Here is a 25,603-nt window from a genome sequence, read left to right on the forward strand (position 1 = left end):
GCCCGGTGGGAGATGCAAAAGGCGGTGCTGGCCTGTGGAAGTTTTCGCGCAACTGTGAGATGGGAAGAAAAAAGCCTGTGCGGACGAAGAATGCCGGACGGCCACAAGACCATGGAACAGTCGAACCAACGGGAGCATGCCATGAAGCCCTTTCTGTCCGCAGCCACGCTGGCGCTTAGCCTCAGCGTTTCCTCTTTCGCGGTTGCCGAGCCGATCAAGATCGGCCTGATCACCACGCTGTCCGGCGGTGGCGCCGGCCTCGGTGTCGATACGCGCGACGGTTTCATGCTGGCCATCAAGGAAGCCGGCAACAAGGACATTACCGTTATCACCGAGGATGACGCACAGAAGCCGGAACTGGCGGTGCAGATCGCCGACAAGATGATCCAGAGCGATCAGGTCGATATTCTGACGGGTATCGTCTGGTCGAACCTGCTGATGGCAGTGGCGCCGAGCGCCAATGCGCAGGGAAAATTCTATGTGTCCACCAATGCCGCACCAGCGGCTCTGGCCGGTGCAAAGTGCAACCCGCTCTATTTCAACGCCGCCTACCAGAACGACAATCTTCATGAAGCCATGGGCGAATATGCCAACAAGGACTACAAGAAGATTTTTATCATGGCGCCGAACTATCCGGCCGGCAAAGATTCGCTGACCGGCTTCAAGCGTTATTACAAGGGTGAGCTGGCGGCGGAAATCTATACCAAGGTCGGCCAGACCGATTATGCCGCCGAAATCGCCCAGATCCGTGCGTCCGGCGCCGATGCCGTTTTTGCCTTCCTGCCGGGCGGCATGGGCATTTCCTTCATGAAGCAATATGCCCAGTCGGGCGTCAAAACGCCGATCATGGGGCCGGGTTTTTCCTTCAGTCAGGACGTGTTGCCGGCGATCGGCGATGCAGCACTCGGCGTGAAAGCGTCCGGCCAGTGGGTGAAAGATCTCGACAACGAGGCGAACAAAAAATTCGTGCCGGCCTTCCAGAAGGAATATGGCCGTCTGCCGTCGCTTTATGCGGTGCAGGCCTATGATGCGGCACAGCTGATCCTGTCGGCCGCATCGAAGGCGAGCGTCAAGGATGCCAAGGCCTTTGGTGAAGCGATGAAGGCTGCCGATATCCAGTCGCCGCGTGGAAAGTTCAAGTTCAACACCAACCTGCATCCGATCCAGGACATCTATGTGACGGAAGTGGTGAAGGAAGACGGCGTGCTGACCAACAAGACGGTGTCGAAAATCTTCACCGATCACGGCGATGCCTATGCCAAAGACTGCAAGATGTAAGGGTTTTTGGTGATCCTGTCTCTTGCCCTCGAGCAACTGCTCAATGGCCTGCAGCTCGGCGTCATGCTGTTTCTCATGGCGGCCGGGCTGACGCTGATCTTCGGCGTCATGGGCCTGATCAATCTCGCCCATGGTTCGCTCTACATGGTCGGCGCCTTTGCCTGCGCGGGCGTGGCGGCGGCCACGGGTTCGTTCTGGCTCGGTCTCATCGCAAGCCTTGTCTGTGCAGCTGCGGCCGGGGCGATCGTCGAGTTTCTGGTGATCCGAAAGCTGTATGATCGCGATCATCTCGATCAGGTTCTGGCCACCTTTGCGCTGATCCTGATCTTCTCCGAGGGCGCGCGCTGGCTGTTCGGGTCGTTTCCGCTTTATCTCGACATTCCGCCGCTGCTTTCGGGTGCCGTACCGCTGCCGGGCATTGAAGCCTATCCGCTTTATCGTCTCGCGATTATCGGCGTCGGCGCGCTGGTGGCTTTGGGCCTTTATCTGCTGATCTCGAAAACCCGGCTCGGCATGCGCATCCGCGCCGGTGAAAGCGACCGTGAAATGATCGCCGCCCTCGGTGTCGATATCCGCACGCTTTACACGGTCGTGTTTGCGCTCGGCTCGGCCTTGGCCGGACTTGCTGGCGCGCTGGTAGGCGCGCTGCAATCGGTGCAGGTCGGCATGGGTGAACCGGTGCTGATCCTCGCTTTCGTCGTCATCGTCATCGGTGGCATCGGCTCGATCAAGGGGGCATTGGTGGGCGCACTGATCGTCGGCCTCACCGATACGCTGGGGCGTTTTCTGTTGCCGTCGCTTCTGGGTCTCGTCCTGCCGGCTTCGACGGCAGGTACGGTCGGCGCGTCGCTGTCGGCCATGCTGATCTATATCGTCATGGCGCTGGTGCTGGCGTTTCGGCCGCGCGGCCTTTTCCCGGCAAAGGCCTGACCGGCATGAGCATGACCCGCGAAAACTTCATCAATCTCGTTCTGGCGCTGCTGCTGCTGGTCGTGCCGGTTGCGGCCAGCCAGATGGGCCAGCCGTTCACCGTCACGCTTGCCACCCGCATCGCCGTGCTGGCGCTCGCCGCCACCGGCCTCAATATCGCGCTCGGCCTCGGCGGTCTCGTCTCCTTCGGCCATGCGGTGTTTTTCGGTATCGGCGGTTATGCGGCTGGCATTCTGGCAAGCCATGTCTTCTCCGGCGAACCGATGATGTTCGGTTTCGAGGGCAGCAACCAGATGCCGGTGATCTGGATCTTTGCCGTGATCGCATGTGGTCTGGCGGGATTGGCTATCGGCGCGATCAGCCTGCGCACATCAGGCGTCTATTTCATTATGATCACGCTCGCCTTTGCGCAGATGGTCTATTATTTCGCCTTCTCCTGGCCGACCTATGGCGGCGAGGACGGGCTGTCCATTCTGGTGCGCAACCAGTTTCCGGGCATCAACACCATGCTGCCGCTGAGCTTTTTTCTGCTCTGTTATGGCGTGCTCATCGCCTGTATCGGCCTGTTCGCCCTGTTGCGCAGCTCACGTTTCGGAACGGCATTGCAGGCGGCGCGGCAAAACGAGGTGCGTGTCGCCTCGGTCGGTATCTCGCCTTATGGCATTCGGCTCACGGCCTTTGTGATCTCGGCGATGATGACGGGGCTTGCCGGCGCGCTGTATGCGGATCTCAACAAGTTCGTCAGCCCCTCCATGCTCTCCTGGCACATGTCGGGCGAGTTGATCGTGCTGATCATTCTCGGCGGCACCGGCCGATTGTTCGGGCCGGTGGCGGGGGCGATGCTTTATGTCATCTTCGAGTTCGCACTGGGCGGTTTGACCGAACGCTGGCAGTTCTTTCTCGGGCTGATCCTGCTCGGCGTCGTGCTGTTTGCGCGTGGCGGGCTGATCGGGCTTCTGGCCGGAAAGGCGCGTCATGGCTGATCTTGTCGCTCAACCGGTTCTCGAAATCACCGATCTCGTCAAAAAATTCGGCGCATTGCGCGCCACCGATGGCGTGACGCTCGATCTGCGTCCGGGCGAAATCCATGCGCTGATCGGCCCCAATGGCGCGGGCAAATCGACGCTGATCCACCAGATCTGCGGCACGGAAAAACCGGATAGCGGCACGATCCGGTTTGCGGGCCAGGATATCGGCCGCATGGGCGTTGCCGAACGCGCGTGGCTAGGGTTGGGGCGGACGTTTCAGGTGTCGTCGCTGGCGCCGGAGTTTTCGGCTCTGCGCAATGTCATGCTGGCGGTGCAGGCAAAGGCCGGGTCGAGTTTTCGTTTCTTCAAGCCGGTCATGCGTGATCGCAGCCTGATCGATCAGGCCATGGTGATGCTGGAGCGGGTCGGGCTTGCAAGCCGTGCAAAAATTCCGGCGGCGGAGCTGTCGCATGGCGAGCGACGCCAGCTGGAAATTGCCATTGCATTGGCGCTCGGTTCCAAGGCGTTTCTGCTGGATGAACCGATGGCGGGCATGGGGCCGGAAGGCTCGAAACGGCTGACCGGTTTTCTCGACGGCCTGCGCCACGAAGCGCCGATCCTGCTGGTGGAACACGATATGGATGCGGTGTTCGCGCTCGCCGATCGTATCTCGGTGCTGGTTTATGGCCGCATCATCGCCACCGGTACGGTGGAGGAAATCCGTCGTGATCCTGCGGTGCGCGCCGCCTATCTCGGAGATCATGCCTGATGCTGCTCGAGGTTCAGGACATCACCACATTCTACGGCAGCAGCCAGGCGCTTTTTGGCGTCGATCTGTCTGTTGCCGAAGGCGAGGTCGTGGCGCTGATGGGCCGCAACGGCATGGGCAAATCGACCACCATCAGGTCGATCTGCAATCTCATGCCGCCGAAATCCGGCAGCATCACCTTTGCCGGTCGATCGACGGAAAAGCTGCCGCCGCATAAGGTGGCGCGGCTGGGCCTCGGGCTTGTGCCGGAAGGGCGTCGTTGTTTTGCGAACCTCACCGTGCATGAAAACCTCGTCGCCGCCGCGCGCCAGGGCGCGTGGACATTGAAGCGGGTCAATGACCTGTTTCCGCGTCTCGATGAACGGCATGCGCAGATGGCGAAATCGCTGTCGGGCGGCGAACAGCAGATGCTGGCAATCGGCCGGGCGCTGATGACCAATCCACGCCTGCTGATACTGGACGAGGCGACCGAAGGACTGGCCCCCGTTATCCGGCAGGATATTTGGCGAGCGATCCGTTCGCTTAAAGAGAATGGCCTGTCCATTCTCGTGGTCGACAAGACGTTGGCTGAACTTCTGCCGGTGGCGGATCGCTGCGTCATTCTCGAAAACGGCCGCAGCGTCTGGAGCGGTCAGCCGGATGCTCTCACGCCCGACCTGCAGGATCGTTATCTCGGGATTTGATCTGTTTCGGAACCAAGTCTTCTCAAGGCATGTTATCCTTCCTGAAACGGCAGGAGGACCCGTCATGCAGGACCGTACCGGAAACGAAAGCCAGGAAGCCCGCAAGTTCGGCAGCAGTCAGCCCAATATCGCCCGCTCGTGCGGCACGGGTGAGGCGCCGCATCATGCCCGCGATCCCATCACCGCCGATCTGCGCCGCGCCAAGAAGGAATTTGAAGGTGACCGGCCGGCCGGTCATGCCAGCCATATCGTAGATGCCGGGGATTCTGGCGGTTACGTCGCGCCTTACGAGATCGACATGGATGACGATCCCGCCGAGCGCGAGGCCCGGCGTGGGCGTGAAGAGGCAGAGTAGAGCCTCAACGTCATTTATTGTGGATTGAGGACGGTGCCTATTGCTCCCAATAATCTCCCCCTTGAAGGGGAGATGTCACCGAAAGGTGACAGAGGGCGGTAAGCAACGGTGCGGCAGGTGTGGCGAAAGCGGTATTTGTGCCAGCAACACCCCTCTCTGTCCTGCCGGACATCTCCCCCTCAAGGGGGGGAGATCGGCTGAACGGCACCGACTTCCTATGATAGCATCACGCCTTCGCCGCCAGCCGTCCCGCGAGCGCCGCAACCCGTTGCATCGCGGTTGCTAGCACATCTTCCGGCACTGTCAGCGAGATGCGCAGGAAGCCTGCTGCCTGATCGCCGAACGAGGTGCCGGGCATCACCGCCACCTTTTCCTCGCGCAAAAGCTCCCAGGCGAATTCCTCACCGCCGAGACCGGTGGCGGTGACATCGAGCAGGATGAACATGCCACCTTCCGGCATCATCGGCTTGATCAGATTGCTGCCTTCAAAGCTTTTGGCGACGATGGCAGCGCGGCGTGCGTAGTTGGCGCGCATCACATCGGCCGTATCGAAATGTTTTGACAGCGCCAGTGCCGTCATATCCGAGATGAACGGCTGTACGCCGAACAGCATGGTTTCCGATACCGGCAGGACCTTTTCACAAAACTCTTCCGGCCCGGCAGCCCAACCGCTGCGGAAACCCGGTGCGGCATGCGATTTCGAGATTGACGAGACGGCGATGGTGCGGTCGGCCAGTTCCGGGATGTCGAAGGGCGAGGCGAATTTCACGCCTTCAAAAATCAGTTCTTCATAAACTTCGTCCGACACAATCCAGAGATCATGGCGGCGGCAGACCTCGCCGATGGCGGCGACTTCTGCTTCGGTCAGTACGGCGCCGGTCGGGTTGTGCGGGGTGTTGAGCAGCAGCACGCGGGCTTCCGGCGTGATCGCGCGTTCGAGGTCGGCTGCCTGCAGGTGGAATTTTTTCTCCGGGCGCAGCGGCACGGGGATCATGTGGGCGCCGGTGGAGGCGATCACGCCTTCATATGTCGCGTAAAGCGGATCACCGACCAGCACGCCATCACCGCGTTCGACAAGGCCGGTCATGACGCCGTAAAGCGCCGTCTGGGTGCCGGGGAAGCAGAGAAAGTTGCGTTCGCTGATGCCGGCGCGGCGCTTCGAATACTTTTCCACCAGCGCCTTCAGCACCGCCGGTTCGCCGCGACCGTTGGAATAACGGGTGCGGCCGGCATACATGGCGCGCGAGGCTTCATCGAGCAGTGCCTGGTCGGGGGCGACATCCGGTTCACCGATCGTCAGTTCGATAATGTCCTCCCCTGCCGCTTTCATGCGGCGCGCATTGGTGTGGAGGGCCCAGCGACCGGAGCCGAGATGGGCAAGGCGGTCGGTGATGGAGGCGTAACGCATCAAATGTCTTTCTCGGTTGGTGCGATGACCGGGAGGTTATGTGTGCCCGGTGCAATGTGTTCTGATGGGGAAAGTTCGCCGGTTTTGAGGCCAAGCAAGGCTTCTACGGAGCGAAAGGCGAGGGTGGATAGTTCGCCGTCGGCAAAGAGGTCGTTGGCCAAAGTTGCCTCCAGCCACAGCCCGTCCAGCAGGCCGGTCAGCGCAACCGTGTGGTGACGGCAGCGGGGGATTTCGTCGGCGCGCCCGTTTTCCGTAAAGAAATCGCGCAACAGGTTTTCGAGCGCGGACAGGATCGTCGTATAATGCTCGCGGTGGATGGCGGCAAACACCGGATCGTGCGGTATATGGCCGATAAAGGCCGCCCACAGCGACAGCATGCGCGGATCGGTGACGGTGGCCGAATGGTTGGCATCGATGAAACGGCCAAGCCGCTGTTTTGCCGTGCCGGCGCTGTTGGCCGCCTCGATGGAACCGGATGTCATGGCCGCCATCATCTCGCGATAGGCGGCCTGCATCATCTGGTCCTTGCTGTCGAAATAGTGGCGGATCAGGCCGCCGGTCACGCCGGCGCGGGCCGCGATCTGGCGCACGGTTGCGCCCTGTATGCCGAATTCGGCGATACAGTCGAGCGTTGCGGCAATGAGGTCCTCACGCCGCTCCGCTTCGCTTGCCCGATGAAAGGTCCGTCGGCTCAATTTTTCTCCCTGAGGATGGGGCGGGTGAGGCAGGTTGGTCCGCCTTCGCAGGCGATGCACAATGCATCTGCCTCGAATGTTTCGACCGTGCAACCATGGGCTTCCATCGCCGCCTTGGTCTCCGGAAAACCGCTGACCATGATGACATGGTTCGGTGTGACCGGCAAAACGTTGAGATTGAGGCCGTTGCTGGCGGCAAAATCCGCTTCCGGCGCATGGATCAGCGTGTAGCCGCGCTCGCGCAGCAGCATGTAAAAGGCTGCGGGCATCAGCGGCGCATGCACGAGCGCCAGTTTCGGCGCCAGCGGGCTCATCACCGACATCAGGTGCAGGCAGGCTTCCTCGCCCTGCCACAGCGGCAGGTCGAAACCCAGAACGGTGACGCCGATAGGCTTCAGAATGGCCTGCATCTGTTCGATGCCGGCCTGGTTGGAGCGCACGCCGCGGCCGATCGCCAGCGTCTCGTGATCCACCCAGATGCAATCGCCGCCTTCGACCGTGCCCGGCGCTTCGATGCGCCCGAGGATCGGGATACCGGCATCGCGATAGGTGTTTTCATGCAGATCCGGCTCGGCGGACCTGAGCGGCTTGCCCATGCGCAGGATCACCGCACCCTTGTCGGTCATCAGCGAAGGGTCGTGGGTGAACATCGCGTCGGCGAGCCCATCGCCGTTATCCTCGATCCACAGCACCTGCGCGCCGGACTTTTCCACAAGGCTTGCGAACACCTTGTGTTGATCGATTGCCTTGGCCGCGTCGAAGGTTGGGCCGTAGTGCCACTTTGCCGCATCTGCGCCAAGAAGGCTCGGTCCCGGTCGACGCATGACTACACGCAAAAGCCGCTCCGACATGGCCTGGCAACCGTAATCACTCATGTAAAACCCCTGGAAATGTGTGGGTGGATCATATGTGGATGGCGCAAAAGCCCTGCAGGGCCTTGCTGAATGCTTATTATACGCTTGAGTAATTTTTGGACAAGTGCAAAAGTTGCACCAAAATCGGGCTGCAAGACCAGCGAGGCGGCCCAGAGATATGCGCTGGGGGAACAAGTCAAAACAGCAGATCGGGCGGCAAAAGCCCGGCGGTGACGGTGTGAATGAGTGATACGGCGCAAGCCATCGAGGTCAAAGACCTCCACAAGCGGTTTGGCCCGCTTGAGGTCCTGAAGGGTGTGTCCCTGACGGCCAAACAGGGTGACGTGATCGCCATTATCGGCGGTTCGGGTTCCGGCAAGTCGACGCTCCTGCGTTGCATCAACATGCTGGAACTGCCGAGCGCCGGTTCTGTCACGGTGCATGGCGAAGAAATCCAGATGAAGTCGGATGGTGACGGCGGACTGATGCCGGCCAACCGTCGTCAGGTGCAGCGCATCCGCACCCAGCTCGGCATGGTGTTCCAGAATTTCAATCTCTGGCAGCACATGACGGTGTTGCAGAATGTCATCGAAGTGCCGGTGCATGTGCTCAAACAGCCGCGTGACGAGGCGATCGCGGTGGCCGAAACGCTGCTGAAGCGCGTCGGGCTGTATGAGAAGCGCAATGCCTATCCCGCCTTTATGTCCGGTGGCCAGCAGCAGCGCGCGGCGATTGCGCGTGCGCTTGCCATCCAGCCGCTGGTCATGCTGTTTGACGAGCCGACATCGGCGCTCGATCCCGAGCTGGTGGGCGAAGTGCTGTCGGTCATCGGCGATCTGGCGCAGGAAAAGCGCACCATGATCCTCGTCACCCATGAAATGAAGTTTGCCCGCCAGGTGGCGAGCCATGTGGTGTTTCTGCATGGCGGCGTCATCGAGGAACAGGGGCCACCACAGGCGATTTTCGAAGATCCGAAATCGGAGCGGCTGAAGAAATTCATCAGCTCCATTCATTGAAGCACCAAAAAATCCTGCAAACTTAAGGGGACAAACCATGAAAAGCATTTTGAAGACCGTGGCGCTCGCAGCGCTGGTTGGCGTCGCCGCTGTCGGTGCCGCATCGGCCGCACCGATCAAGATGGGCGTTGCCGCCGAACCCTATCCGCCGTTCACCTCGCCGGATGCCAGCGGCAAGTGGGTTGGCTGGGAAGTCGACCTGATGAACGCCGTCTGCGCCGAAGCCAAGCTGGAATGCGAGATTACGCCGATCGCCTGGGATGGTCTCATTCCGGCGCTGACCAGCAAGAAGATCGACACCATCCTGTCGTCGATGTCGATCACCGACGAACGCCTGAAGACGATCGATTTCTCCGACAAGTATTACAACACACCCGCATCGCTTGTCGGCCCGAAGGAAGCAACCTTCACGGCGGATGCAGCCGGCCTGAAAGACAAGATCCTCGGCGTGCAGGTTTCCACCATCCATGCCGAATATGCCCAAAAGCATTTCAAGGACTCGGTGAGCGAGATCAAGGAATACCAGACGCTGGACGAAGCCAATAACGATCTGGCCGCCGGCCGCGTCGATGCGGTTTTCGCCGATGCGATCACGCTCGATGCCTTTCTCAACTCGGAACAGGGCAAGGCCTGCTGCGACAAGAAGGGCGATGTTGCCGATGATCCGGCCGTTCTGGGCGCCGGTATCGGTTTTGGCCTGCGCAAGGGCGATGACGAACTGAAGGGCAAGCTGAACGCCGCCATCAAGGCGATCCGCGACAACGGTACCTACGAAAAGTTCTCGAAGAACTATTTCGACTTCGACGTCTACGGCAAGTGATTGCCTGATTGATCGCGGTTCCGGCGGTTTGCCGCCGGAACCGTTCTGTTTTGATCCCTCCTGACGGAGCCGATCCTAGAATGGCGGTAATTCCATGGACCTGAGCCTGCTTGCTCTTTCTCCCCCCGGCTGGGGCGGCGTTCTGCTGGCTGGTCTTTTCAGTTCCCTGCAGCTTGCGGTCGGCGGTTATCTGCTCGGCCTCGTCATCGGCATCGGCGGTGCTTCCGGCAAGCTTTATGGCGGGCCGATCGTTCGCGACCTTCTGGAAGTCTACACCACGCTGGTGCGGGCCATTCCCGAACTGGTGCTGATCCTGCTGCTCTATTATGCCGGCACCGATCTGGTGAACCAGTTTCTGGCGCTTCTCGGCCTGCCGTCTGCCGATATCAGCGGCCTTGCCGCCGGCATTTTTGTCATCGGCGTGGTGCAGGGCGCCTATTCCACCGAGGTCTTGCGTGGCGCCATCAAGGCCATTCCACCGGGGCAGGTCGAAGCGGCGCGCGCCTACGGCATGTCGCCGTTGCTGGCGCTGCGTCGTGTCACGCTGCCGGCCATGCTGCCTTATGCGGTGCCGGGCCTGTCCAATCTCTGGCTTATCGCCACAAAGGATACCGCACTGCTTGCCGTCGTCGGTTTCAGCGAGTTGACGCTGGTGACGCGGCAGGCGGCCGGTTCGACCAAACATTACATGACCTTTTTCCTTGCGGCTGGTGCGCTTTATCTCGCCGTCACGCTCGTCTCCAATATCGTCATCGGCATGATCGAAAAACGCTCGCGCCGGGGCATGGTGCGGGAGGCATGAGATGATCAAGGACGAAGCCACGATCCTGCCTGCCTATAAGCCACCAAAGGCCCGCAGCCTGTTGGAGCCGCACCGGCTGTTCCTCATGGCGGTGTTTGCCGGCATCTTCGCCTGCGCCGTCATCTACATGCGCTGGGACTGGCTGCCGAAATATCAGGATCGCCTGATTGCCGGCATCTGGCAGACGCTGGTTCTGCTGGTGACGACCTCGTTTTTCGGTTTCCTGCTCGCCGTGCCGCTCGGCCTCGTGCAGGTCACCGGACCGCGACCGCTGAAATGGCTCGCCAACGGTTTCTGCACGATCATCCGTGGCACGCCGCTGCTGCTGCAACTGTGGTTGCTGTATTACGGGCTCGGCTCGCTGTTTGCGCAGTTCCCGGAAATCCGCCAGTCCTTCATGTGGCCTTATCTGCGCCAGGCATGGCCCTATGGTTTTACGGCGCTGCTTCTCTCCTTCGCGGCGTATGAGGGCGAGGTGATGCGGGGTGCCTTTGCCGGGGTGCCGCGCGGCGAACTGGAAGCGGCACGCGCTTTCGGCATGGGCCGTTTCACATTGTTCCGCCGCATCTGGCTGCCGCGCGCCATCCAGCGTTCGCTGCCGATATTGAACGGCGAAACCGTGCTGCAGCTGAAATCGACGCCATTGGTTGCCACCATCACGGTCGTCGAAACCTATTCGGTGATCTCCAAGGTGCGCCAGGACACGTTCCTGACTTATGAGCCGCTTTTGCTTCTGGCGCTGATCTATCTGGTGTTGACCGGCATTCTGGTCGTGGGTTTCCGCTTCCTCGAAAACCGTATTCCGAGCCGCGGAGCCTGATCTCTCCCAAAAGAAAGGCGCTTCCCTTTCATCAAGGGAAGCGCCAGAGGGGGAGGTATCCATGACGTGCCGACGTGGTTGTAGACGCCGACACATACCATCAACAGCGATCGCGTGATTTGGTTCCGTTGTCCTACAAATCGACCGTCACACGCAGCGGCAGGTGGTCCGAGGCAAGCCGTGTCAGCGGTGTCGATACCGCTTCGGCTTTGACGATCTTCGGTCCATCGGCAACAAAGACATGATCCAGCCGCAGCAGCGGAAAGCGTGAGGGAAAGGTGCGGCTTGCCACCTTTCCGGTCTCCACACCGATATCCCGCATCGCGCCCGAAAGCTGGCGATAGGCCGGCGAGGAGGGAATGGAGTTGAAATCGCCCATCAGCAGACGGGGTTTTCCAAAGGCGTCGGGATGATTGATCCAGTCCGGTCCGGTGATAATCGATGATTGCCGTACGCGCTCGCGGCGGAACAGGCCGAGATGGGTGTTGAACACCTGCAATGGACGTCCGCCGATGTCGATTTCCGCCCAGAGCGCGCCGCGCGGCTCGCCATAGGAGGGCAGGGCGCCGGCCTTGATGAGGCGCATCGGAAAGGCGGTGAGAATGGCGTCGCCATAGTGCTCGTCTTCCACCTTCAATGCCGGATGAAAGTGAAAATGCATTTTCAGAAGCGAGGCGAACACATGGGCCTGATCGATGCTACCGCTACGCCTCCGGCCGACATCGAGTTCCTGCAAGCCGATGATATCCGGCTCCAGTCCGGCAATGACATCGGCGATACGGGCCGGATCGAGCTTTTTGTCGGTGCCGATGCAGGAATGCACATTGTAGCTGAGGATTTTTAGGCGCCGGGTCTGTGTGGCGGCCACGGCTGGCGTCAAAATTGTCGGACGGTCGTTCATGAAGCAGGGAACACCTTTGCCCGGCTTTTCGTTCCGCTACGACAATCGAAAACAGATGTCGCGGGCAGGGAGTATATCACAGGTGAAGCGCCAGTTTATCAGGATCGTTATCGCGCTTGCCGTCTGCATTGCCGCCTGGCTCGTCTACAGGGCGCTTGGGCGCTACAGCATTGCCGATATTCGCGCGTCGATGGGTGAGATTCCGGCCTGGCGCATTGCCAGCGGGTTTGGCTTCGTGATCGGGTCATATGTCTGCCTCAGCTGGTTCGACATGCTCGCGCTCAAATATGTCGGGCGGCCGCTGCCTTATCGCAAAGCCGCGTTGACATCGTTTACGGCATTGTCCATCGGCCACAATATCGGCGTGGCCGCGCTTTCCAGCGGCACGGTGCGTTATCGCTTTTACGCGCGTTGGGGTCTCTCCGGTGAGCAGGTGGCCAAAGTCATCCTGTTTTGCGGCGTTACCGTCGCGCTCGGCCTGATGACACTTGCCGGTCTGGCCCTGGTTCTGCAGCCGGGCGATGGGCTTGACCTGCTCGAACTGGATGGTGATGCAAAGCGCGCGCTTGGTTTCCTGCTTCTGGTGGGGCCGGTCCTCTATGTCGGCTTCTGCGCCAAGGTGCGGCGCACCTTGCATGTGCGATCGTGGAGGCTGGAACCGCCGACCGCCGAAATCGCCATCGCGCAGGTTGCCATCGGCACGGCCAATTTCGCCTGCGTGGCGGCAGCGCTTTACCAGTTGATGACGGCGTTTACCGATGCCGGCTATCTGGAGGTCGCGGCCGCTTATGTGACCGCCATGCTGGCCGCCATCCTCAGCCATGTGCCGGGCGGGCTCGGCGTGCTGGAGGCGGCCATGCTCAGCCTGATGCCGGCCAGCGCCTCCATCGGTGCGCTGGTGGTGTTCCGGGCGCTTTATTATTTCGTGCCGCTCTTGATCGGCGTGCCATTGCTGATCGCCAGCGAAGCGTATTTTCGCCGTCGTCCGGTGCGTTCAGCGCAGCAGCCCCAGCGTCAGCCGCGAGAGGCTTAGGCGAAACAGCGAACGCACCTGCTGATAAGGCCAGAACGGCCGTTTCGGGTCCGCAATACTGGTGCCCAGCACGGAATCCGTCTCGCCCCTGGTAAGATCGACATTGAAAGGTCGAAGTCCGCGGGCACCTGCATTGTAACGATCGATCGTCACCAGCATGGATCCGGTTTCCGTCATCGAAGCCGTGATCTCGGCCGGGGTCACGCCCAGATGTTCGGCAAGCAGGTCGTCGCGCATGGCGGTGATGGCCTTGCGGCCTTCTTTCGTCACCGGCTCGAAAGCCAGGTCGGATTCCGTATCCAGCCCCTCCGAGCGATAATTCAGGTTGGACGAGCCGATGCGCAACAGCCGGTCGTCGATGACGATCAGCTTGGAATGCACGATGATTTCCCGTTCAAGGCCCGCCGCATCCGATGTCACGGCAAAATAGACACGCAGCCGGTTGAACCGGTCAGCGCGTTTCAGCTTGCGGATCAGCCGGTTGCGGTTGTTGCCCATCATCACCTTCTCGAGAAATCCATGGGATTCCCGAGTGACGAGGATGACGATTTCCGGCCCGTCTTCTTCCTGCAGCCGCGTGGCGATGGTGCGGGCGACGCCGAAAGACGCGAGATACTGGGATTCGAGATAAATGTGACGTTGGGCGGCACGCAATGCATCATGCGTCAGCCGGATCGACTCCCGGTGTCCGCGCTTGCCGTGCCAGCGCCACGGCATGGTAAGCGCCAGTCCGGTCGGACAATTTTCGAGCGCCGCTTCCAGATCGTCCGGCCACAAGGTTTTGGCATGCTGTCTGTCGCCTTCGGCATCGAGCGGCACGATTTCGCGCGTTGCCCGTTTCCAGCGTTTGCGCGCCACTTCCCCGACAATGCGGGCTGCTTCACCTGAAACAATGCCCTGCATATCATGCACGGGGCCGTAAGGTTTGCCATCCGGGGAGATGCGCAATGGCTGATCGATGGCATGGTCACGCGTATCCCACCGGCGCGCCGTCAGGTCGATGCCGCCGAGGAACGCGACGGAATCGTCGATGCAGACAATCTTCTGGTGATGGCTGGCGCGCAGGGGATGGCCGAAATCGAACCGAAGCGAGATGCGCTCATGCGCGTTCCACTCCATTTCCCTGAACATACGAAAACTCTTGCCGGAATAGACCGGCCCCATGCCCCAGACGAGGATACGAATCTCAAGACCCGGTTCCTCCTCGACACGGCGGCGCAGAAGCGCACCGATCGTTGGGCTGTCGGCATCACCGGGACGCAGAAGAATGTCGGGATTGAAATCCCAGCCGATGATGAAAATGGATTTGCGGGCGCGCAGGATGACTTGTTCGAGGCGGCGGTAATAATCGGCGCCGTCGATGAGAAAAGCGGCTTTGGTGGCGACCGCCGTACGCCACGCATTGCGCCCATGCCTGATAATGGATTCCGCTACCTTTGTTTCGGAATGACTGCTCGTCTTGGATATCGGATACACGTGGTCACGCCCTAAAATTCCGTCGTGGCCGATAACGCGCAAGGCCTGCGGCTTGTTCCCATATGGAGCAAGCTTCTGCAGGCCGGATCCGCTTCAAGTCCGTGTATTCGCTAGAGGTGTCTGGAGTGCAGTGGTGGTGCGTCCGTTTCGTCGGGATTGGGAAGCGGCACCTCATCGGGAAGCCTGTCCGGCTCCGGTTCCTGGATCGGTGGTTCCGGTGCCCAGTCGGGGGCCGGCATTGGTGGCTGTTCGCTCGGTTCGCGAGGATCTGGCATGAAATATTCCTTCGTCTGCTTTGCGGAGCCTCTTTCGGAAACAGGGCAGCGCGGGGATTGTTCCGTCGCAAAATGCCCGTTTCTCGGAACCGCCTCAGTATTGCCGACGTTATCGGCCTGATTGAAACGCATGCGCAGCAGAGAGGAGAGGTTGAGCGATGACCCATGTCCAAGATCATTTCAATATCTGGCTTCGCGATGCATTTGCCGCAGAAGGCCAGTCGATCACCATGCTGACCAGCCAGGTCAACCGGATCCAGAACTATCCGGATCTCAAGGGTCGATTGGAGGAGCACCTGGTCGAAACCGAAGCCCAGCAGGAATTGTTACGCGGCCTTCTGGAACGCAGTGCGGGGCCACCGCTGATCCGTACGGTAGCTGGCAAGCTCAGCACCGCGGCGCAGGGCATAAGCGGCATGCTGGCGGGTGACGAGATCATCAAGGGCGCGATGTCGACCTATATTTTCGAGCAGGGAGAAATTGCCAGCTATCGGGTTCTGCTGGCCGCCGCCGATGAACTCGGCGACGACGAGGCGGAAGACGTGCTGTCGCGTATCCTCGAGCAGGAGGTCGCCATGGCCAACTGGCTGCATGACCATCTTGACGTGCTGACCCGCATCTACCTGATGCGGGACGAACGCGACCTTCAGGCCAAGCGCTAAGTAGCGGTCAATAAAAAGCCGCCAGTTGGAAAGCTGGCGGCGGTATTTTTGAGGGACAAACCGAGATGCCGTCAGGGCTTTCAAGCATTGACGTGACGTGTGAGGTCGCTCTCGGTGCGCGCACCTTTCTGGTATGACAGCATGATCCGCGCTGCGAGATCCTGCGCTGCGAGGCTGTCACCCTGGAAACCATGCTCGGCGCAGGCCTCGTTGTAAAACTTCTGCAGGAATGCGAGCTCTCTCGGATCGAGCGTCGGATAAGCCATGGATGAATACATGTTTCTGCCTCCACATGGGGGGCGAAAGCGTTGCAGGCTTGTCCGTAGCCTGCTCTTCCAGTCGCGGCCGCCCTTTATCGTCCTGGCCGTCGATGGGCAAAGCCTACGCCTTTGCAGGGGCTTTGCAAGGCTATTGCTTGCTGCGATACGGTATCGGGCATGGCGGGAGCGCCAAGCTGCAGCATCCTTTCACTCAGGTGTGAGGATGTGTCATCTTCAACCCAGTGCAAGACGCTGAAAACGTTGGCTTTATCGGAGATGTTGGATGGCTTGCACGAGGTCTCGCAACGGTCGATGACCAAGCTTTCACAAAATTGCGAGATAACGCCGCTGCCGGCGAAATCCTGTGAAATCAGGCGGAAATGTAGCGTGGACGGGCGTTACGGAGATAACCGAGAAGTCCGAAAACCAGTGCAAGCCCGGTGCCGATGATCGCACCGGCCACCGCGCCGCCGGCGATCAGAACCGCCGTGGCCGGTGGCCAGCTTTTGGTTTTCGGCGGAACGGGGTTGGAGATCACCCGCACATTGCTGGTGTCGATTTCCTGCCGTTCACTGATCTGGTTGGTGCGTGCGAGATAGGTCTCGTAAACGGCAGCCTTGGCGCGGGCATCGCGCTCCAGTTCCCGCAACTGCACCTGCGCATCATTGTTGGTGTAGACCGTCGCGCGTTCGGTGTCCGAACGGCTGCGCAATTGCGTCAGCGTGGCGCGTGCCTGATCGCTATCCTGCTTTGCCTGCTGCAGGATGCGGTCGGCTTCCTCGGCGATCGCTCTTTCCAGCGTGGCGCGCTCCGATTGCATGGCGACAAGGCGCGGGTGACGGCTGCCATAGGTGCGGGCCATGGCGCCGATCTGCTGCTCAAGCGTGGTGAAATTGCCGCGCATCGTGGTCATCGCGGCGGAATCGAAAACGGTGGCGCTGGCGATCTGGCGTCCGGCCACCGCCGAGCGCATCTGGTTGTAGCGTGCTTCTGCCTGGATCAGGCGTTGCTGGGCATCGAGAACCTGGGTGTCGAGCGCGCTGGAAATGCGGCTGCTGGTCAGTTCGCCGGCGCTCGATTGCAGTTTGTTGTCACGCTTGAACTGCTCGACCTTTTCTTCCGTTGCTGTCACGGAGGCGCGCAACTCGTCCAGTCGGGCATTGATGCTGGCGGCGATGCGGCCGGCGCTTTCGGAAGAGGATTGGAAAAGCTGCGCCTGAAACGCTTCGACGACGGCATTGGACAGGCGGATGGATTTTTCCGGATCGGAGGTCCACACGGACAAGACGACGACGAACGACCGTTCCTCACGTGTGGCCTTGATGCGTTCTTCGAGCGCGCGCTGGACCGACAGTTCACGGGCTTCCTGCGAATTGTCGCCACCGCTGCTGCCGATCAGTGAGGAAAGGAGGCTCGGCTTGAAGAACTCGGTGTCTTCCGTCAGCTTCATGTCGCGGATGACCTGACGCAGGACGTTGCCGGAGGTCATGACGCGGATCTTGCTGTCGACCTCAAGCAACTGCGAATCGCGCTGCGGATTGACGGCAGTCAGGTCGTCGGGGGTGACGTTGAAATTGGACGGGTCAACGATCAGATCGGTATAGACGGTGTAGCGTGGCGTCGTCGTTGCGCTATACCCGAAGGCGATCACGGCACCCAAAATGGCCATAAACAGGATGAGGGCGATACCACGCTGCAGCCAGCGCAGGATATGGCCGATGCCGATCCGTGTCACGCTCTGCCACTGTGCCTGCAGGCGGGCCTCCAGCGCCGAGGAGCCGTCGTCGTCCCATGCGGTTTCCGGCTGCGGTGCGGGGTTTGCAGCGGCTGCGGGTTCGGCATCACGGTATGTGCGGCGTACCGGCCCGGTCTCATCCACGACCACATCCGCTTCCGCCTGATCGAGCAAGGAGCCGGAGGAAGGCGCACGGCGGAGCGCGGCGTTTCCCCGCGTCGAACGGTGGTTGTCTTCGGGCTCGTTGGAGCGGAACATACACATCCTCCATCCCAAACGGCGAACCGCAGGGAGAATTCACATCCCTCCCAACATCGGCCAATCGCATGAAAATCAGGTTAATTTAGCAATGTTGATTATTGGTCGGTTTTTCCTGTCACGCAGCCTGCGATGCGCCGATCACCGGGGTTACAAAGGTGCGACGCCAGAGTTCCGTCGATAGAATGCCGACAAAGGCGGCATTGTCGCGAAACCCTGTCGCCGGTTTTGCCGCGCATTTTCGAGCCAGCATGGCAACGGCACCGGGATCGAACAAACCACCTTCGGCAATGGCCGCTTCGTTCAGGATCGCCGGTACGTAGGCCAGTCCAGTCGCGGTGGCAAACGAGGCGCTATCGGGCGCGCGATAAGGCTGTTTTGGCCTGTTGGCGACGACCGGGGGCAGGAGATCGCGGGCGACGCGGCGCAGGATATGCTTTTCCTCCAGTCCTTTCAGCTTCAGACCGGGCGGTAGGCGGTTGGCAAATTCCACGAGGCGGTGATCGAGGAAGGGAAAACGTCCCTCGATACCGTGTGCCATGGCCATGCGGTCACCCTGGCTGGACAGGATGTAACCCGGCAGCAGAAAACGCATTTCCAGATATTGCGCCTGATTAAGCACGTGCCAGCGCGCGAAATCGGCCGGCAGGCGCGAAACAAGGTCTTCCGCCGCATCGTAACCTGCAAGCTGCTGCTTGAGGTTTTCCGAAAAGAAAATTTTTGCCGATCCGGTATTGCGAAGCCGCGGGCGCAGGGGAAACAGGGGATCGTCGAGAGCGTCCTTCGTCACGCCGAAGAAGGACGATAGGTAGCCGGCCGACTGCTGTTTCAAGCCGGGCAGGTAGGGATAGAGTTTCTTGAACAGATGAGGGCGGATTTTTGATCCCGGCTGCCGGGCGCAGAAACGCCGCACCTTGGCCTCTTTGAAAATGTCGTAACCGGCAAACACCTCGTCGGCGCCTTCGCCGGTCAGCACCACCTTCATGCCGTTTTCACGCACGAGGCCGGACAGCTGGAAGAGGGGTGCAGGCGCGGTGCGGATGACCGGCCGTTCGGTGAAGCGGATCACATCGGGAAAACTCCCGGCGATCTCGGTCGGGCCGCAGGTGATGGCGTTGTGGCGGGTGCCGAGCGCCATGGCGACGGCCATCTGGTGCAGGCTTTCGTCATGTTCCGGGCTGTCGAAGGTGACGGAAAAGGTGCTGAGACCGGCAGGCGCCATAGGGGCGGCAATCGCGGTGATCAGTGATGAATCCAATCCACCCGACAGGTACGCGCCGACCGGCACATCGGCGCGCATGCGCAAGGCGGTGGCATCGGTCAGCAGCGCGCGCAATTCTTCCACCGCGTCGTCTTCGTCCATCGCGATATGATCGCCGGCATCGGCAAATTGCGGCTGCCAATAGGCGCGGATATCGACACGGCCGTTTTCGATGGTGATGCGGTTTGCCGGTTCCAGTTCAAAAATGTCGCGAAAGGCGGTGCGCGGCGCGAGCGGTGCCCAAAGCGTAAAAATCTGGTCCAGCGCGAAGGGGTCGAGTTCGGCGACCATACCGGGCACCTGCAGCAGCGCCTTCACTTCCGAGGCGAAATAGAAGGTGCCGTTACGCTGCGCATAAAACAGCGGCCTGACCCCCATCCGGTCGCGGGCCAAAAACATGCGGTGGCGGCGGGCATCCCAGATGGCGAAGGCAAAATCGCCATTGAGGCGCTGCAGGCAGTCATCGCCGAAAGCCTGATAGAGATGCAGGATGACTTCGGTATCCGAGCCGGTACGGAAGCGGTGGCCGGCGGCCTTCAGCTCGTCGCGCAGTTCGACGTAATTGTAGATCTCGCCGTTGAAGACGATGGTGAGGTTCTCGTCGCCATCTTCCAGACGCATCGGCTGCTGGCCATCACCGAGGCCGACGATCGACAGGCGCACATGCGCAAGGCCAAGGCCGGGCGCGGCAAGAATGCCTTGTTCGTCGGGGCCGCGATGGGCGATTGCCTGTGCCATCGCCGTCAGCAATCCCTGCGATTGCTCCATCGGCACGCCATCACCCAGAAAGCCCGCAAAACCACACATAAAAAACCCTCAGCACCAGAGATCACCTAAGCAAACCCGGTTGGAGGGTCGGTTAATGGAACGCACTTCTCCCGGGGAGATGTAGAACGCGGTAAAGCTTCGGTTAAAGACGACGCATCGACAGTATCAAGGTCGGCCAGAGTTCCGAGACAGTCGGGTGGATCGGTACGGCCCAGCGCAAGGTATCGTAAGACACGCCGGCATTCATCATGTCGAGCACGCCATGGATCGCCTCGTCACCGCCGGTACCGAGAATGGAGGCGCCGAGAATTTTGCGGCTGTCGGCGTCGGCGATGATCTTCATGAAGCCCTGCGTCTCGCCCTTTTCGATGGCGCGGCCGACGCGGCTCATCGGGCGTGTGCCGACGAGGATGTTTCTACCGGTCTCCCGCGCCTGCTTTTCGGTCAGACCGACACGGCCGAGCGGCGGATCGATGTAAAGCGCGTAACCCAGGATGCGGTCGGAGACTTTTCGATGTTCGCCATCGAGCAGATTGGCGGCGACGATCTCGAAATCGTTGTAGGCGGTATGGGTAAACGCACCACGCCCATTGCAATCTCCCAGCGCCCAGATGCCTTCGACATTGGTCGAAAGATCGTCGCCGACCTTGATGTAACCGCGTTCGTCCCGTTCGACGCCGGCCTTGTCGAGGCCGAGATCATCGGTATTGGGCCGGCGCCCGACGGCGAGCAGCACGTCGGAGCCGATCACTTCCGGCTCGCCCTCAGTGCAGTTTACACCGACCGCCACGCCATTTTCTTGGCGGCGAAAACGGATGCATTCCGCGCCGGTGCGCACGGTGATACCCTCGGCTTCCAGAATGTCCCGGATGGCATCCGACACGTCCTCATCCTCGCGGGAGACCAGACGCGGGCCTTTTTCGACCACCGTTACCTCTGCCCCGAAACGCCGAAAAATCTGCGCAAATTCCAGCCCGATATAACTGCCACCCACCACGACCAGATGTTTTGGCACGCGATCCAGCATCACGATCGAGGTGTTGTCGAGGTAGGGGACTTCATCAATGCCGGGGAAATTCGGAATAGTGGCGCGACCGCCGACATTCAGGAAAATCTTTGGGGCAGTGATGACCTGATCGCCGATGCGCACCGTGTTGGCGTTTTCCAGACGGGCATGGCCTTCGATGAAGGTACAGCGCTCCATGCCGCGCAGCCATGTCTCGTTGTTGTTGCGGGCATTCAGCGTCACCTGATGCGAGCGCTGTTTGACCCGCTTCATGTCTATGCCGATTTGCCCGCCGATCGTTACGCCATAGTCATTACCGCGACGGGCGAGATGAGCGGCGTAAGCACTCGCCACCAGCGCCTTGGTGGGCATGCAGCCGGTGTTGACGCAGGTGCCGCCGACCAGTTTCCGTTCGATGATGGCGACGGTCTGTCCAGCTTCGGTCAAGCGACCGGCCAGCGAGGGCCCGGCCTGGCCGGTGCCGATGATGATGGCATCGAATTGTTGGCTCATGTGGCGACCAATGTCGCGGGGATCGTCGAAATGATCAGATAGGCCGCGATAATCGCAATGCCATCCTCAATCAGAGCTGCAGGAGGATCCTTTTTGAAAACCGCAGCGAGTTTTGCCCGCGCCGCCGCACCGCCATAGGTGCCGATGACCGCGCCGATCACGCCGGCAATCAGCCCGCCTATCCACACACCACTGCCGGCACCGATGGCGGCACCCGTCAGCGCACCCATGACCAGGCGTGCGCCGAATTGCTGCGGTACCTTGCGGCTGGGCGTCGAGGGAAGCTGGTCCGTGACCAGTTCGATTACTGCAAGCACGGAAAAGATGGCGACGGCCCAGAACGAACCCATGAAGGACAGCCACGTGGCGGACAGGTTGAGCAAGCCGAGATAGGCGGCCCAGCTGATGGCGGCGGGTGCGGTCATGGCCCTGAGGCCCGCCACCACGCCGATGAGAAGCGCAAGCAGATATGTCATGAAACCCCACTCCCTCGCATGTGCTGGCGCCAGACGGGACGAAAGGCACTCGCAGCCGTTACAGAGATAAGCATTGTTCAGGTTCTTGCGAAAGCTTCATTTTTCAACGGTCAAATCGGTCGGCATTCCCGTGGCGTGGTGACAATCGTCACGTCTTCACTACAATGACGTCTTCGTTAAGTGCGGGAGGAGGAGCCCGGGCTTTCTTGAAGATACGTCTTGTCCTGATTTTTGGCGGACTGGCGGCTGTGGTGCTGGCGCTGATCGTGCACGGCAGCCATGTCGCCGGGCGCAGCTATATGCGCGAGGCATCCGAGCAGGCCGGCACGACCTTGCGTCTTGCCGTGTCCGCGCTGGATGGTCATCTGCGCCGCTTCGAGGCATTGCCGGCGCTGATCGCCGACCATGACGATGTCGAGGCGCTGATCGTCGATCCCGCCAATCCGGCTTTGCGCGATGCCACCAATCTTTACCTGAAAGAGATCAATACACTGCTGAAATCCTCGGACATCTACGTGATGACCATGGATGGCTTGACGATTGCCGCCAGCAATTTCGACAGCGACACCAGTTTCGTCGGCGAAAATTTCAGCTACCGGCCATACTTTCAGGAAGCGGCGGCAGGCCAGCAATCGCGTTTCTACGCACTCGGCACGACATCCGCCAAGCGCGGCTACTATTTCTCCTCGCCCATCGAGATCGGCGGCACGATTTTTGGCGTCATCGTCTTCAAGGTGGATATCGACGGGATCGAGGCGTCCTGGGGCGATGGGGACAGCCGCATCGTCGTGTCCGACCCGGAAGGCATCATCTTCATGACCGGCACGCCGCGCTGGCTCTATAGCAGCTTTCTGCCGCTGACGCCGGAACGGCTGGCCAATACGAAAGCGTCGCGTCGTTATTCCGATGCGGTCTTACGCGAACTGCCGGTGCAGCGTGCCCAGGACGGCGAGCATGCCATGCTGTCGATTTCGGAAGAGGGCACGGACAAGGAGTTTTTGGTTCTGTCGCAGCCGATGCCGGAAGCGGGCTGGACGGTGGCGGTGCTGATGGACACGGCGTCCGTGCGGGCACAGGCGCAGATCGCTACCATTGTTGCGGTCCTGCTTGTCTGCCTCGCCTTCCTCGGCGGCGCCATTCTTGTGCAGCGGCGCATGCGGCTGGCGGAGCGCATCAAGCTGCAGGCGGAGGCGCAGGAAAATCTGGAACGGCGGGTGGAGGAACGCACCGCTGATCTCGCCCGCGTCAATGCGCAGATCAAGCAGGAAATAGCTGAACGGCGGCTGACCGAACGGCGCTTGCGGCGCACGCAGGCCGATCTCATCCAGGCCGGAAAACTGGCCGGGCTGGGACAGATGTCGGCGGCGCTGAGCCATGAGTTCAACCAGCCGCTTGCGGCAACAAAAACCTATGCGGACAGTGCTGCGCTGCTGATCGAGCGTGGTCGTCCGGGGGAGGCAAGCGACAATCTGCGGCGCATTTCGGCGCTGATCGACCGCATGGCCTCGATCAGCCGCCACCTGCGCAATTTTGCCCGCAAGCCGGAGGAAAAATTGTCCGTCGTTTCCTTCGATGATGTGATGCGCGATACGCTGGAGATCGTCGATGCACGGCTGCGTGCCGCAGATGCCGACCTGACGATCGAGATGGATACGCCGCTGCCGGTGGTGCTGGCCGGGGCGGTGCGGCTGCAGCAGGTGCTGGTCAACGTCATTACCAATGCCGCCGATGCCATTGAGGGATTGGAGGATCGCCGTATTATCGTTTCGGCTGCGCGCAGCGATGACAGGCGCGTCGTGATTTTGATACGCGATCATGGTCCGGGTGTGCCAGCCGCCATTCGCGAGCGCATTTTTGATCCCTTCTATACGACCAAGGGAGTCGGAAAGGGGCTGGGGCTTGGCCTGTCGATCTCCTACAATATCGTCAAGGATTTTGGCGGAAGCCTTGTCGTTACCGATCATCCAGAGGGCGGCGCGGTGTTTGCCATCGAACTGACCTCGGCCGATGCCGCCATCGGGAGGGCCGCCGAATGAACGAGCAGCGTGTGCTTCTGATTGATGATGAGGAAGAGCTGCGGCGTTCCACCAGCCAGGCGCTGGAACTGGCGGGCCTGCATGTGCAGACCTTTTCCAATGCCGACCATGTGCTGGAACTGACCGGCTTCAGTTTCGACGGCATCGTGGTGAGCGATATCCGCATGCCGGGGCTGGATGGCATGACGCTTCTGCACCGCATCCGCGAACTCGATGCGGAAATCCCGGTCATCCTCGTCACTGGCCATGGCGATGTGCAGCTGGCGGTGAAGGCTATGCGCGAAGGCGCCTATGATTTTCTGGAAAAACCTTTCACCGCCCAGCATCTGGCCGGCATCATTCGTCGTGCGCTGGATCGTCGCGCGCTGGTTCTGGAAAACCGTCGCCTGAAGGCGGTGGCCGGCAAACGCGACGATCTCGAAGCCCGGCTGCCGGGGCGCACGCAAGCGATGGTCGATCTGCGCTACGCCATCCGCGCTATTGGCGCGACCGATGCCGATACGCTGGTGATCGGCGAAACGGGGGCAGGCAAGGAAGTGGTGGCGCGGGCGCTGCACGATGTCAGCCCGCGCGCTACCCGGCCGTTCGTCGCCATCAACTGTGCGGCCCTGCCGGAAAATCTCATCGAGAGCGAGCTTTTCGGGCACGAGCCGGGCGCTTTTCCGGGCGCGCTTCGGCCGCGTTATGGCAAATTCGAACATGGGCGGGGCGGCACCATTCTTCTCGACGAAATCGGCTCCATGCCCTTCGATTTACAGGCGAAATTCCTGAGGGTGCTGCAGGAGCGGGTGATCAACCGGCTCGGCTCCAACGAGACGGTGGAACTGGATGTGCGGTTCATCGCGACGAGCAAGGTGGATCTGGAGGCGGAAGTTTTGGCGGGGCGTTTTCGCGCGGATCTTCTTTACCGGCTGAATGTTGCGACGGTGCATGTGCCGTCCTTGCGGGAAAGACGCGCGGATATCCCGCTGCTCTTCCTGCAATTGGTGCGGGAGGCGGCGGCGCGATACGGGCGTGAAGATCATCCGATCTCGCACGAACTCCTGTCTGCCGTTGCGCAGCGCGATTGGCCGGGCAATGTGCGCGAATTGCGCAATGCCGCCGATCGTCTTGTCCTCGGGTTGGACCTCAATCCCGCCGATCCTTCCGCGGCGGTGAAATCCGCTGACGGGCGACTGGCGGAGCGGGTGGCGGCCTTCGAGCGCACCGTGATCGCAGACGCCATCGCCGCGCATGGCGGAGCTTTGCGGCCTGTCTACGAGCAGCTCGGCATTTCCCGCAAGACGCTTTACGAAAAGATGCAACGGCACGGGCTGGACAAGAAATTGCTGGGGGCGGAGTAGGGGGTAAGGGGGCGATTTAAAAGGGTGAGCTTGGAAAGTGGAGGGAGCGTCTTGCCTCTTCTCCCCGCCTGCGGGGAGAAGTGCCGGAGCGATAGCGAGGCGATGAGGGGCTGCCGCAGGCGCTGATGTTAAGGTTCGCCCCTCATCCGCCTGCCGGCACCTTCTCCCCGTTTTGACGGGGAGAAGGGAGGATGCGGCACCG

At 60.8% G+C, this 25,603-nt stretch carries 25 protein-coding genes; 14 read left to right on the plus strand and 11 right to left on the minus strand.

The window, feature by feature from the left end; translation table 11 throughout:
• Nucleotides 1-141 precede the first annotated feature (141 nt).
• The 6 genes from ACRQ1B_RS00795 to ACRQ1B_RS00820 all read left to right on the plus strand — a co-directional run bounded on the left by ACRQ1B_RS00795 (nt 142) and on the right by ACRQ1B_RS00820 (nt 4,983).
• Nucleotides 142-1,278, plus strand: a complete 1,137-nt coding sequence (locus tag ACRQ1B_RS00795; RefSeq protein ID WP_432291780.1) for an ABC transporter substrate-binding protein — start codon at nt 142-144, stop codon at nt 1,276-1,278.
• Nucleotides 1,279-1,287: 9 nt separating this feature from the next.
• Nucleotides 1,288-2,208, plus strand: a complete 921-nt coding sequence (locus ACRQ1B_RS00800) for a branched-chain amino acid ABC transporter permease (protein WP_432291781.1) — start codon at nt 1,288-1,290, stop codon at nt 2,206-2,208.
• Between the two features lie 11 nt (nt 2,209-2,219).
• On the plus strand, nt 2,220-3,191 hold the full coding sequence (locus ACRQ1B_RS00805; protein ID WP_432293774.1) for a branched-chain amino acid ABC transporter permease: 972 nt from the start codon (nt 2,220-2,222) through the stop codon (nt 3,189-3,191).
• Nucleotides 3,184-3,945, plus strand: a complete 762-nt coding sequence (locus tag ACRQ1B_RS00810) for an ABC transporter ATP-binding protein (protein WP_432291782.1) — start codon at nt 3,184-3,186, stop codon at nt 3,943-3,945. The genes ACRQ1B_RS00805 and ACRQ1B_RS00810 overlap by 8 nt, the downstream gene beginning before the upstream one ends.
• Nucleotides 3,945-4,628, plus strand: coding sequence for an ABC transporter ATP-binding protein (locus ACRQ1B_RS00815; protein ID WP_432291783.1), 684 nt, complete (start codon nt 3,945-3,947; stop codon nt 4,626-4,628). Before ACRQ1B_RS00810 ends, ACRQ1B_RS00815 begins: the two co-directional genes overlap by 1 nt.
• A 64-nt stretch (nt 4,629-4,692) precedes the next feature.
• Nucleotides 4,693-4,983, plus strand: coding sequence for a hypothetical protein (locus ACRQ1B_RS00820; protein WP_432291784.1), 291 nt, complete (start codon nt 4,693-4,695; stop codon nt 4,981-4,983).
• A 226-nt stretch (nt 4,984-5,209) separates the two neighbouring features.
• Here ACRQ1B_RS00820 and ACRQ1B_RS00825 read toward each other — a convergent pair whose 3' ends face one another.
• From ACRQ1B_RS00825 to ACRQ1B_RS00835, 3 genes are read right to left on the minus strand one after another with little or no spacing between them, the layout of a single operon-like run.
• On the minus strand, nt 5,210-6,391 hold the full coding sequence (locus tag ACRQ1B_RS00825) for a pyridoxal phosphate-dependent aminotransferase (RefSeq protein ID WP_432291785.1): 1,182 nt from the start codon (nt 6,389-6,391) through the stop codon (nt 5,210-5,212).
• The gene (locus tag ACRQ1B_RS00830; protein WP_432291786.1) at nt 6,391-7,086 is read right to left on the minus strand and encodes a TetR/AcrR family transcriptional regulator; all 696 of its coding nucleotides are present in this window, start codon (nt 7,084-7,086) and stop codon (nt 6,391-6,393) included. Before ACRQ1B_RS00830 ends, ACRQ1B_RS00825 begins: the two co-directional genes overlap by 1 nt.
• Nucleotides 7,083-7,961, minus strand: coding sequence for a dimethylarginine dimethylaminohydrolase family protein (locus ACRQ1B_RS00835; RefSeq protein WP_432291787.1), 879 nt, complete (start codon nt 7,959-7,961; stop codon nt 7,083-7,085). Before ACRQ1B_RS00835 ends, ACRQ1B_RS00830 begins: the two co-directional genes overlap by 4 nt.
• A gap of 221 nt (nt 7,962-8,182) precedes the next feature.
• On the opposite strand from ACRQ1B_RS00835, the gene ACRQ1B_RS00840 reads away from it, so the two are divergent.
• The 4 genes from ACRQ1B_RS00840 to ACRQ1B_RS00855 all read left to right on the plus strand — a co-directional run bounded on the left by ACRQ1B_RS00840 (nt 8,183) and on the right by ACRQ1B_RS00855 (nt 11,398).
• Nucleotides 8,183-8,956: an ABC transporter ATP-binding protein gene (locus ACRQ1B_RS00840; protein ID WP_432291788.1), complete on the plus strand. Its 774-nt coding sequence runs from the start codon at nt 8,183-8,185 to the stop codon at nt 8,954-8,956.
• Between the two features lie 37 nt (nt 8,957-8,993).
• On the plus strand, nt 8,994-9,776 hold the full coding sequence (locus tag ACRQ1B_RS00845; protein ID WP_432291789.1) for a transporter substrate-binding domain-containing protein: 783 nt from the start codon (nt 8,994-8,996) through the stop codon (nt 9,774-9,776).
• A 94-nt stretch (nt 9,777-9,870) separates the two neighbouring features.
• Nucleotides 9,871-10,578: an ABC transporter permease gene (locus ACRQ1B_RS00850; protein ID WP_432291790.1), complete on the plus strand. Its 708-nt coding sequence runs from the start codon at nt 9,871-9,873 to the stop codon at nt 10,576-10,578.
• A gap of 4 nt (nt 10,579-10,582) precedes the next feature.
• Nucleotides 10,583-11,398 (plus strand): ABC transporter permease, encoded by an 816-nt coding sequence (locus ACRQ1B_RS00855; RefSeq protein WP_432293775.1) that lies wholly within the window; start codon nt 10,583-10,585, stop codon nt 11,396-11,398.
• 133 nt (nt 11,399-11,531) lie between these two features.
• Here ACRQ1B_RS00855 and ACRQ1B_RS00860 read toward each other — a convergent pair whose 3' ends face one another.
• Complete coding sequence (locus ACRQ1B_RS00860) at nt 11,532-12,299, minus strand: endonuclease/exonuclease/phosphatase family protein (RefSeq protein WP_432291791.1); 768 nt, start codon at nt 12,297-12,299, stop codon at nt 11,532-11,534.
• Here ACRQ1B_RS00860 and ACRQ1B_RS00865 point away from each other — a divergent pair.
• Nucleotides 12,298-13,332 carry a lysylphosphatidylglycerol synthase domain-containing protein gene (locus ACRQ1B_RS00865; RefSeq protein WP_432291792.1) on the plus strand — a complete coding sequence of 345 codons (1,035 nt, stop codon included), beginning with the start codon at nt 12,298-12,300 and terminating at the stop codon, nt 13,330-13,332. The two genes, ACRQ1B_RS00860 and ACRQ1B_RS00865, sit on opposite strands and share 2 nt — an antisense overlap.
• Here the strand turns inward: ACRQ1B_RS00865 and ACRQ1B_RS00870 are convergent.
• Together ACRQ1B_RS00870 and ACRQ1B_RS00875 are read right to left on the minus strand one after the other, a co-directional pair.
• Nucleotides 13,294-14,808, minus strand: a complete 1,515-nt coding sequence (locus tag ACRQ1B_RS00870) for a phospholipase D-like domain-containing protein (RefSeq protein WP_432291793.1) — start codon at nt 14,806-14,808, stop codon at nt 13,294-13,296. The genes ACRQ1B_RS00865 and ACRQ1B_RS00870 overlap by 39 nt on opposite strands.
• 110 nt (nt 14,809-14,918) lie before the next feature.
• Nucleotides 14,919-15,083: a hypothetical protein gene (locus ACRQ1B_RS00875; RefSeq protein WP_432291794.1), complete on the minus strand. Its 165-nt coding sequence runs from the start codon at nt 15,081-15,083 to the stop codon at nt 14,919-14,921.
• 158 nt (nt 15,084-15,241) lie between these two features.
• Here ACRQ1B_RS00875 and ACRQ1B_RS00880 point away from each other — a divergent pair, with 158 nt between their 5' ends.
• Nucleotides 15,242-15,745, plus strand: a complete 504-nt coding sequence (locus ACRQ1B_RS00880; RefSeq protein WP_432291795.1) for a ferritin-like domain-containing protein — start codon at nt 15,242-15,244, stop codon at nt 15,743-15,745.
• Between the two features lie 80 nt (nt 15,746-15,825).
• Here the strand turns inward: ACRQ1B_RS00880 and ACRQ1B_RS00885 are convergent, their stop codons facing one another.
• From ACRQ1B_RS00885 to ACRQ1B_RS00905, 5 genes are all read right to left on the minus strand, one after another.
• Nucleotides 15,826-16,023 carry a hypothetical protein gene (locus tag ACRQ1B_RS00885; protein WP_432291796.1) on the minus strand — a complete coding sequence of 66 codons (198 nt, stop codon included), beginning with the start codon at nt 16,021-16,023 and terminating at the stop codon, nt 15,826-15,828.
• A gap of 352 nt (nt 16,024-16,375) precedes the next feature.
• Complete coding sequence (locus ACRQ1B_RS00890; protein WP_432291797.1) at nt 16,376-17,998, minus strand: GumC family protein; 1,623 nt, start codon at nt 17,996-17,998, stop codon at nt 16,376-16,378.
• A 118-nt stretch (nt 17,999-18,116) separates the two neighbouring features.
• Nucleotides 18,117-20,066 (minus strand): asparagine synthase (glutamine-hydrolyzing), encoded by a 1,950-nt coding sequence (asnB, locus tag ACRQ1B_RS00895; RefSeq protein WP_432291798.1) that lies wholly within the window; start codon nt 20,064-20,066, stop codon nt 18,117-18,119.
• A gap of 103 nt (nt 20,067-20,169) precedes the next feature.
• Nucleotides 20,170-21,546 (minus strand): FAD-containing oxidoreductase, encoded by a 1,377-nt coding sequence (locus tag ACRQ1B_RS00900; protein ID WP_432291799.1) that lies wholly within the window; start codon nt 21,544-21,546, stop codon nt 20,170-20,172.
• A complete protein-coding gene (locus tag ACRQ1B_RS00905; RefSeq protein WP_432291800.1) occupies nt 21,543-22,022 on the minus strand; it encodes a DUF4126 family protein in 480 nt (159 codons plus the stop codon). Before ACRQ1B_RS00905 ends, ACRQ1B_RS00900 begins: the two co-directional genes overlap by 4 nt.
• A 164-nt stretch (nt 22,023-22,186) precedes the next feature.
• Here ACRQ1B_RS00905 and ACRQ1B_RS00910 point away from each other — a divergent pair, with 164 nt between their 5' ends.
• Nucleotides 22,187-24,058, plus strand: coding sequence for a sensor histidine kinase (locus ACRQ1B_RS00910; protein WP_432291801.1), 1,872 nt, complete (start codon nt 22,187-22,189; stop codon nt 24,056-24,058).
• On the plus strand, nt 24,055-25,401 hold the full coding sequence (locus tag ACRQ1B_RS00915; RefSeq protein ID WP_432291802.1) for a sigma-54-dependent transcriptional regulator: 1,347 nt from the start codon (nt 24,055-24,057) through the stop codon (nt 25,399-25,401). Before ACRQ1B_RS00910 ends, ACRQ1B_RS00915 begins: the two co-directional genes overlap by 4 nt.
• Nucleotides 25,402-25,603: the final 202 nt, after the last annotated feature.

This window comes from Endobacterium panacihumi, from assembly GCF_050847465.1.
In the GTDB taxonomy this organism is placed as follows: domain Bacteria; phylum Pseudomonadota; class Alphaproteobacteria; order Rhizobiales; family Rhizobiaceae; genus Neorhizobium; species Neorhizobium panacihumi.

What these genes read in the sequence shown, in the direction of transcription:
- ACRQ1B_RS00815 (WP_432291783.1), top strand. Translation starts at nt 3,945, where the DNA reads ATGCTGCTCGAGGTTCAGGACATCACCACATTCTACGGCAGCAGCCAG.
- ACRQ1B_RS00875 (WP_432291794.1), bottom strand. Translation starts at nt 15,083, where the DNA reads ATGCCAGATCCTCGCGAACCGAGCGAACAGCCACCAATGCCGGCCCCC.
- ACRQ1B_RS00890 (WP_432291797.1), bottom strand. Translation starts at nt 17,998, where the DNA reads ATGTTCCGCTCCAACGAGCCCGAAGACAACCACCGTTCGACGCGGGGA.
- ACRQ1B_RS00885 (WP_432291796.1), bottom strand. Translation starts at nt 16,023, where the DNA reads ATGTATTCATCCATGGCTTATCCGACGCTCGATCCGAGAGAGCTCGCA.
- ACRQ1B_RS00835 (WP_432291787.1), bottom strand. Translation starts at nt 7,961, where the DNA reads ATGAGTGATTACGGTTGCCAGGCCATGTCGGAGCGGCTTTTGCGTGTA.
- ACRQ1B_RS00905 (WP_432291800.1), bottom strand. Translation starts at nt 22,022, where the DNA reads ATGACATATCTGCTTGCGCTTCTCATCGGCGTGGTGGCGGGCCTCAGG.
- ACRQ1B_RS00795 (WP_432291780.1), top strand. Translation starts at nt 142, where the DNA reads ATGAAGCCCTTTCTGTCCGCAGCCACGCTGGCGCTTAGCCTCAGCGTT.
- ACRQ1B_RS00910 (WP_432291801.1), top strand. Translation starts at nt 22,187, where the DNA reads ATGACGTCTTCGTTAAGTGCGGGAGGAGGAGCCCGGGCTTTCTTGAAG.
- ACRQ1B_RS00860 (WP_432291791.1), bottom strand. Translation starts at nt 12,299, where the DNA reads ATGAACGACCGTCCGACAATTTTGACGCCAGCCGTGGCCGCCACACAG.
- ACRQ1B_RS00845 (WP_432291789.1), top strand. Translation starts at nt 8,994, where the DNA reads ATGAAAAGCATTTTGAAGACCGTGGCGCTCGCAGCGCTGGTTGGCGTC.
- ACRQ1B_RS00915 (WP_432291802.1), top strand. Translation starts at nt 24,055, where the DNA reads ATGAACGAGCAGCGTGTGCTTCTGATTGATGATGAGGAAGAGCTGCGG.
- ACRQ1B_RS00825 (WP_432291785.1), bottom strand. Translation starts at nt 6,391, where the DNA reads ATGCGTTACGCCTCCATCACCGACCGCCTTGCCCATCTCGGCTCCGGT.
- ACRQ1B_RS00880 (WP_432291795.1), top strand. Translation starts at nt 15,242, where the DNA reads ATGACCCATGTCCAAGATCATTTCAATATCTGGCTTCGCGATGCATTT.
- ACRQ1B_RS00900 (WP_432291799.1), bottom strand. Translation starts at nt 21,546, where the DNA reads ATGAGCCAACAATTCGATGCCATCATCATCGGCACCGGCCAGGCCGGG.
- ACRQ1B_RS00820 (WP_432291784.1), top strand. Translation starts at nt 4,693, where the DNA reads ATGCAGGACCGTACCGGAAACGAAAGCCAGGAAGCCCGCAAGTTCGGC.
- ACRQ1B_RS00805 (WP_432293774.1), top strand. Translation starts at nt 2,220, where the DNA reads ATGACCCGCGAAAACTTCATCAATCTCGTTCTGGCGCTGCTGCTGCTG.
- ACRQ1B_RS00850 (WP_432291790.1), top strand. Translation starts at nt 9,871, where the DNA reads ATGGACCTGAGCCTGCTTGCTCTTTCTCCCCCCGGCTGGGGCGGCGTT.
- ACRQ1B_RS00810 (WP_432291782.1), top strand. Translation starts at nt 3,184, where the DNA reads ATGGCTGATCTTGTCGCTCAACCGGTTCTCGAAATCACCGATCTCGTC.
- ACRQ1B_RS00840 (WP_432291788.1), top strand. Translation starts at nt 8,183, where the DNA reads ATGAGTGATACGGCGCAAGCCATCGAGGTCAAAGACCTCCACAAGCGG.
- ACRQ1B_RS00865 (WP_432291792.1), top strand. Translation starts at nt 12,298, where the DNA reads ATGAAGCAGGGAACACCTTTGCCCGGCTTTTCGTTCCGCTACGACAAT.
- asnB (WP_432291798.1), bottom strand. Translation starts at nt 20,066, where the DNA reads ATGTGTGGTTTTGCGGGCTTTCTGGGTGATGGCGTGCCGATGGAGCAA.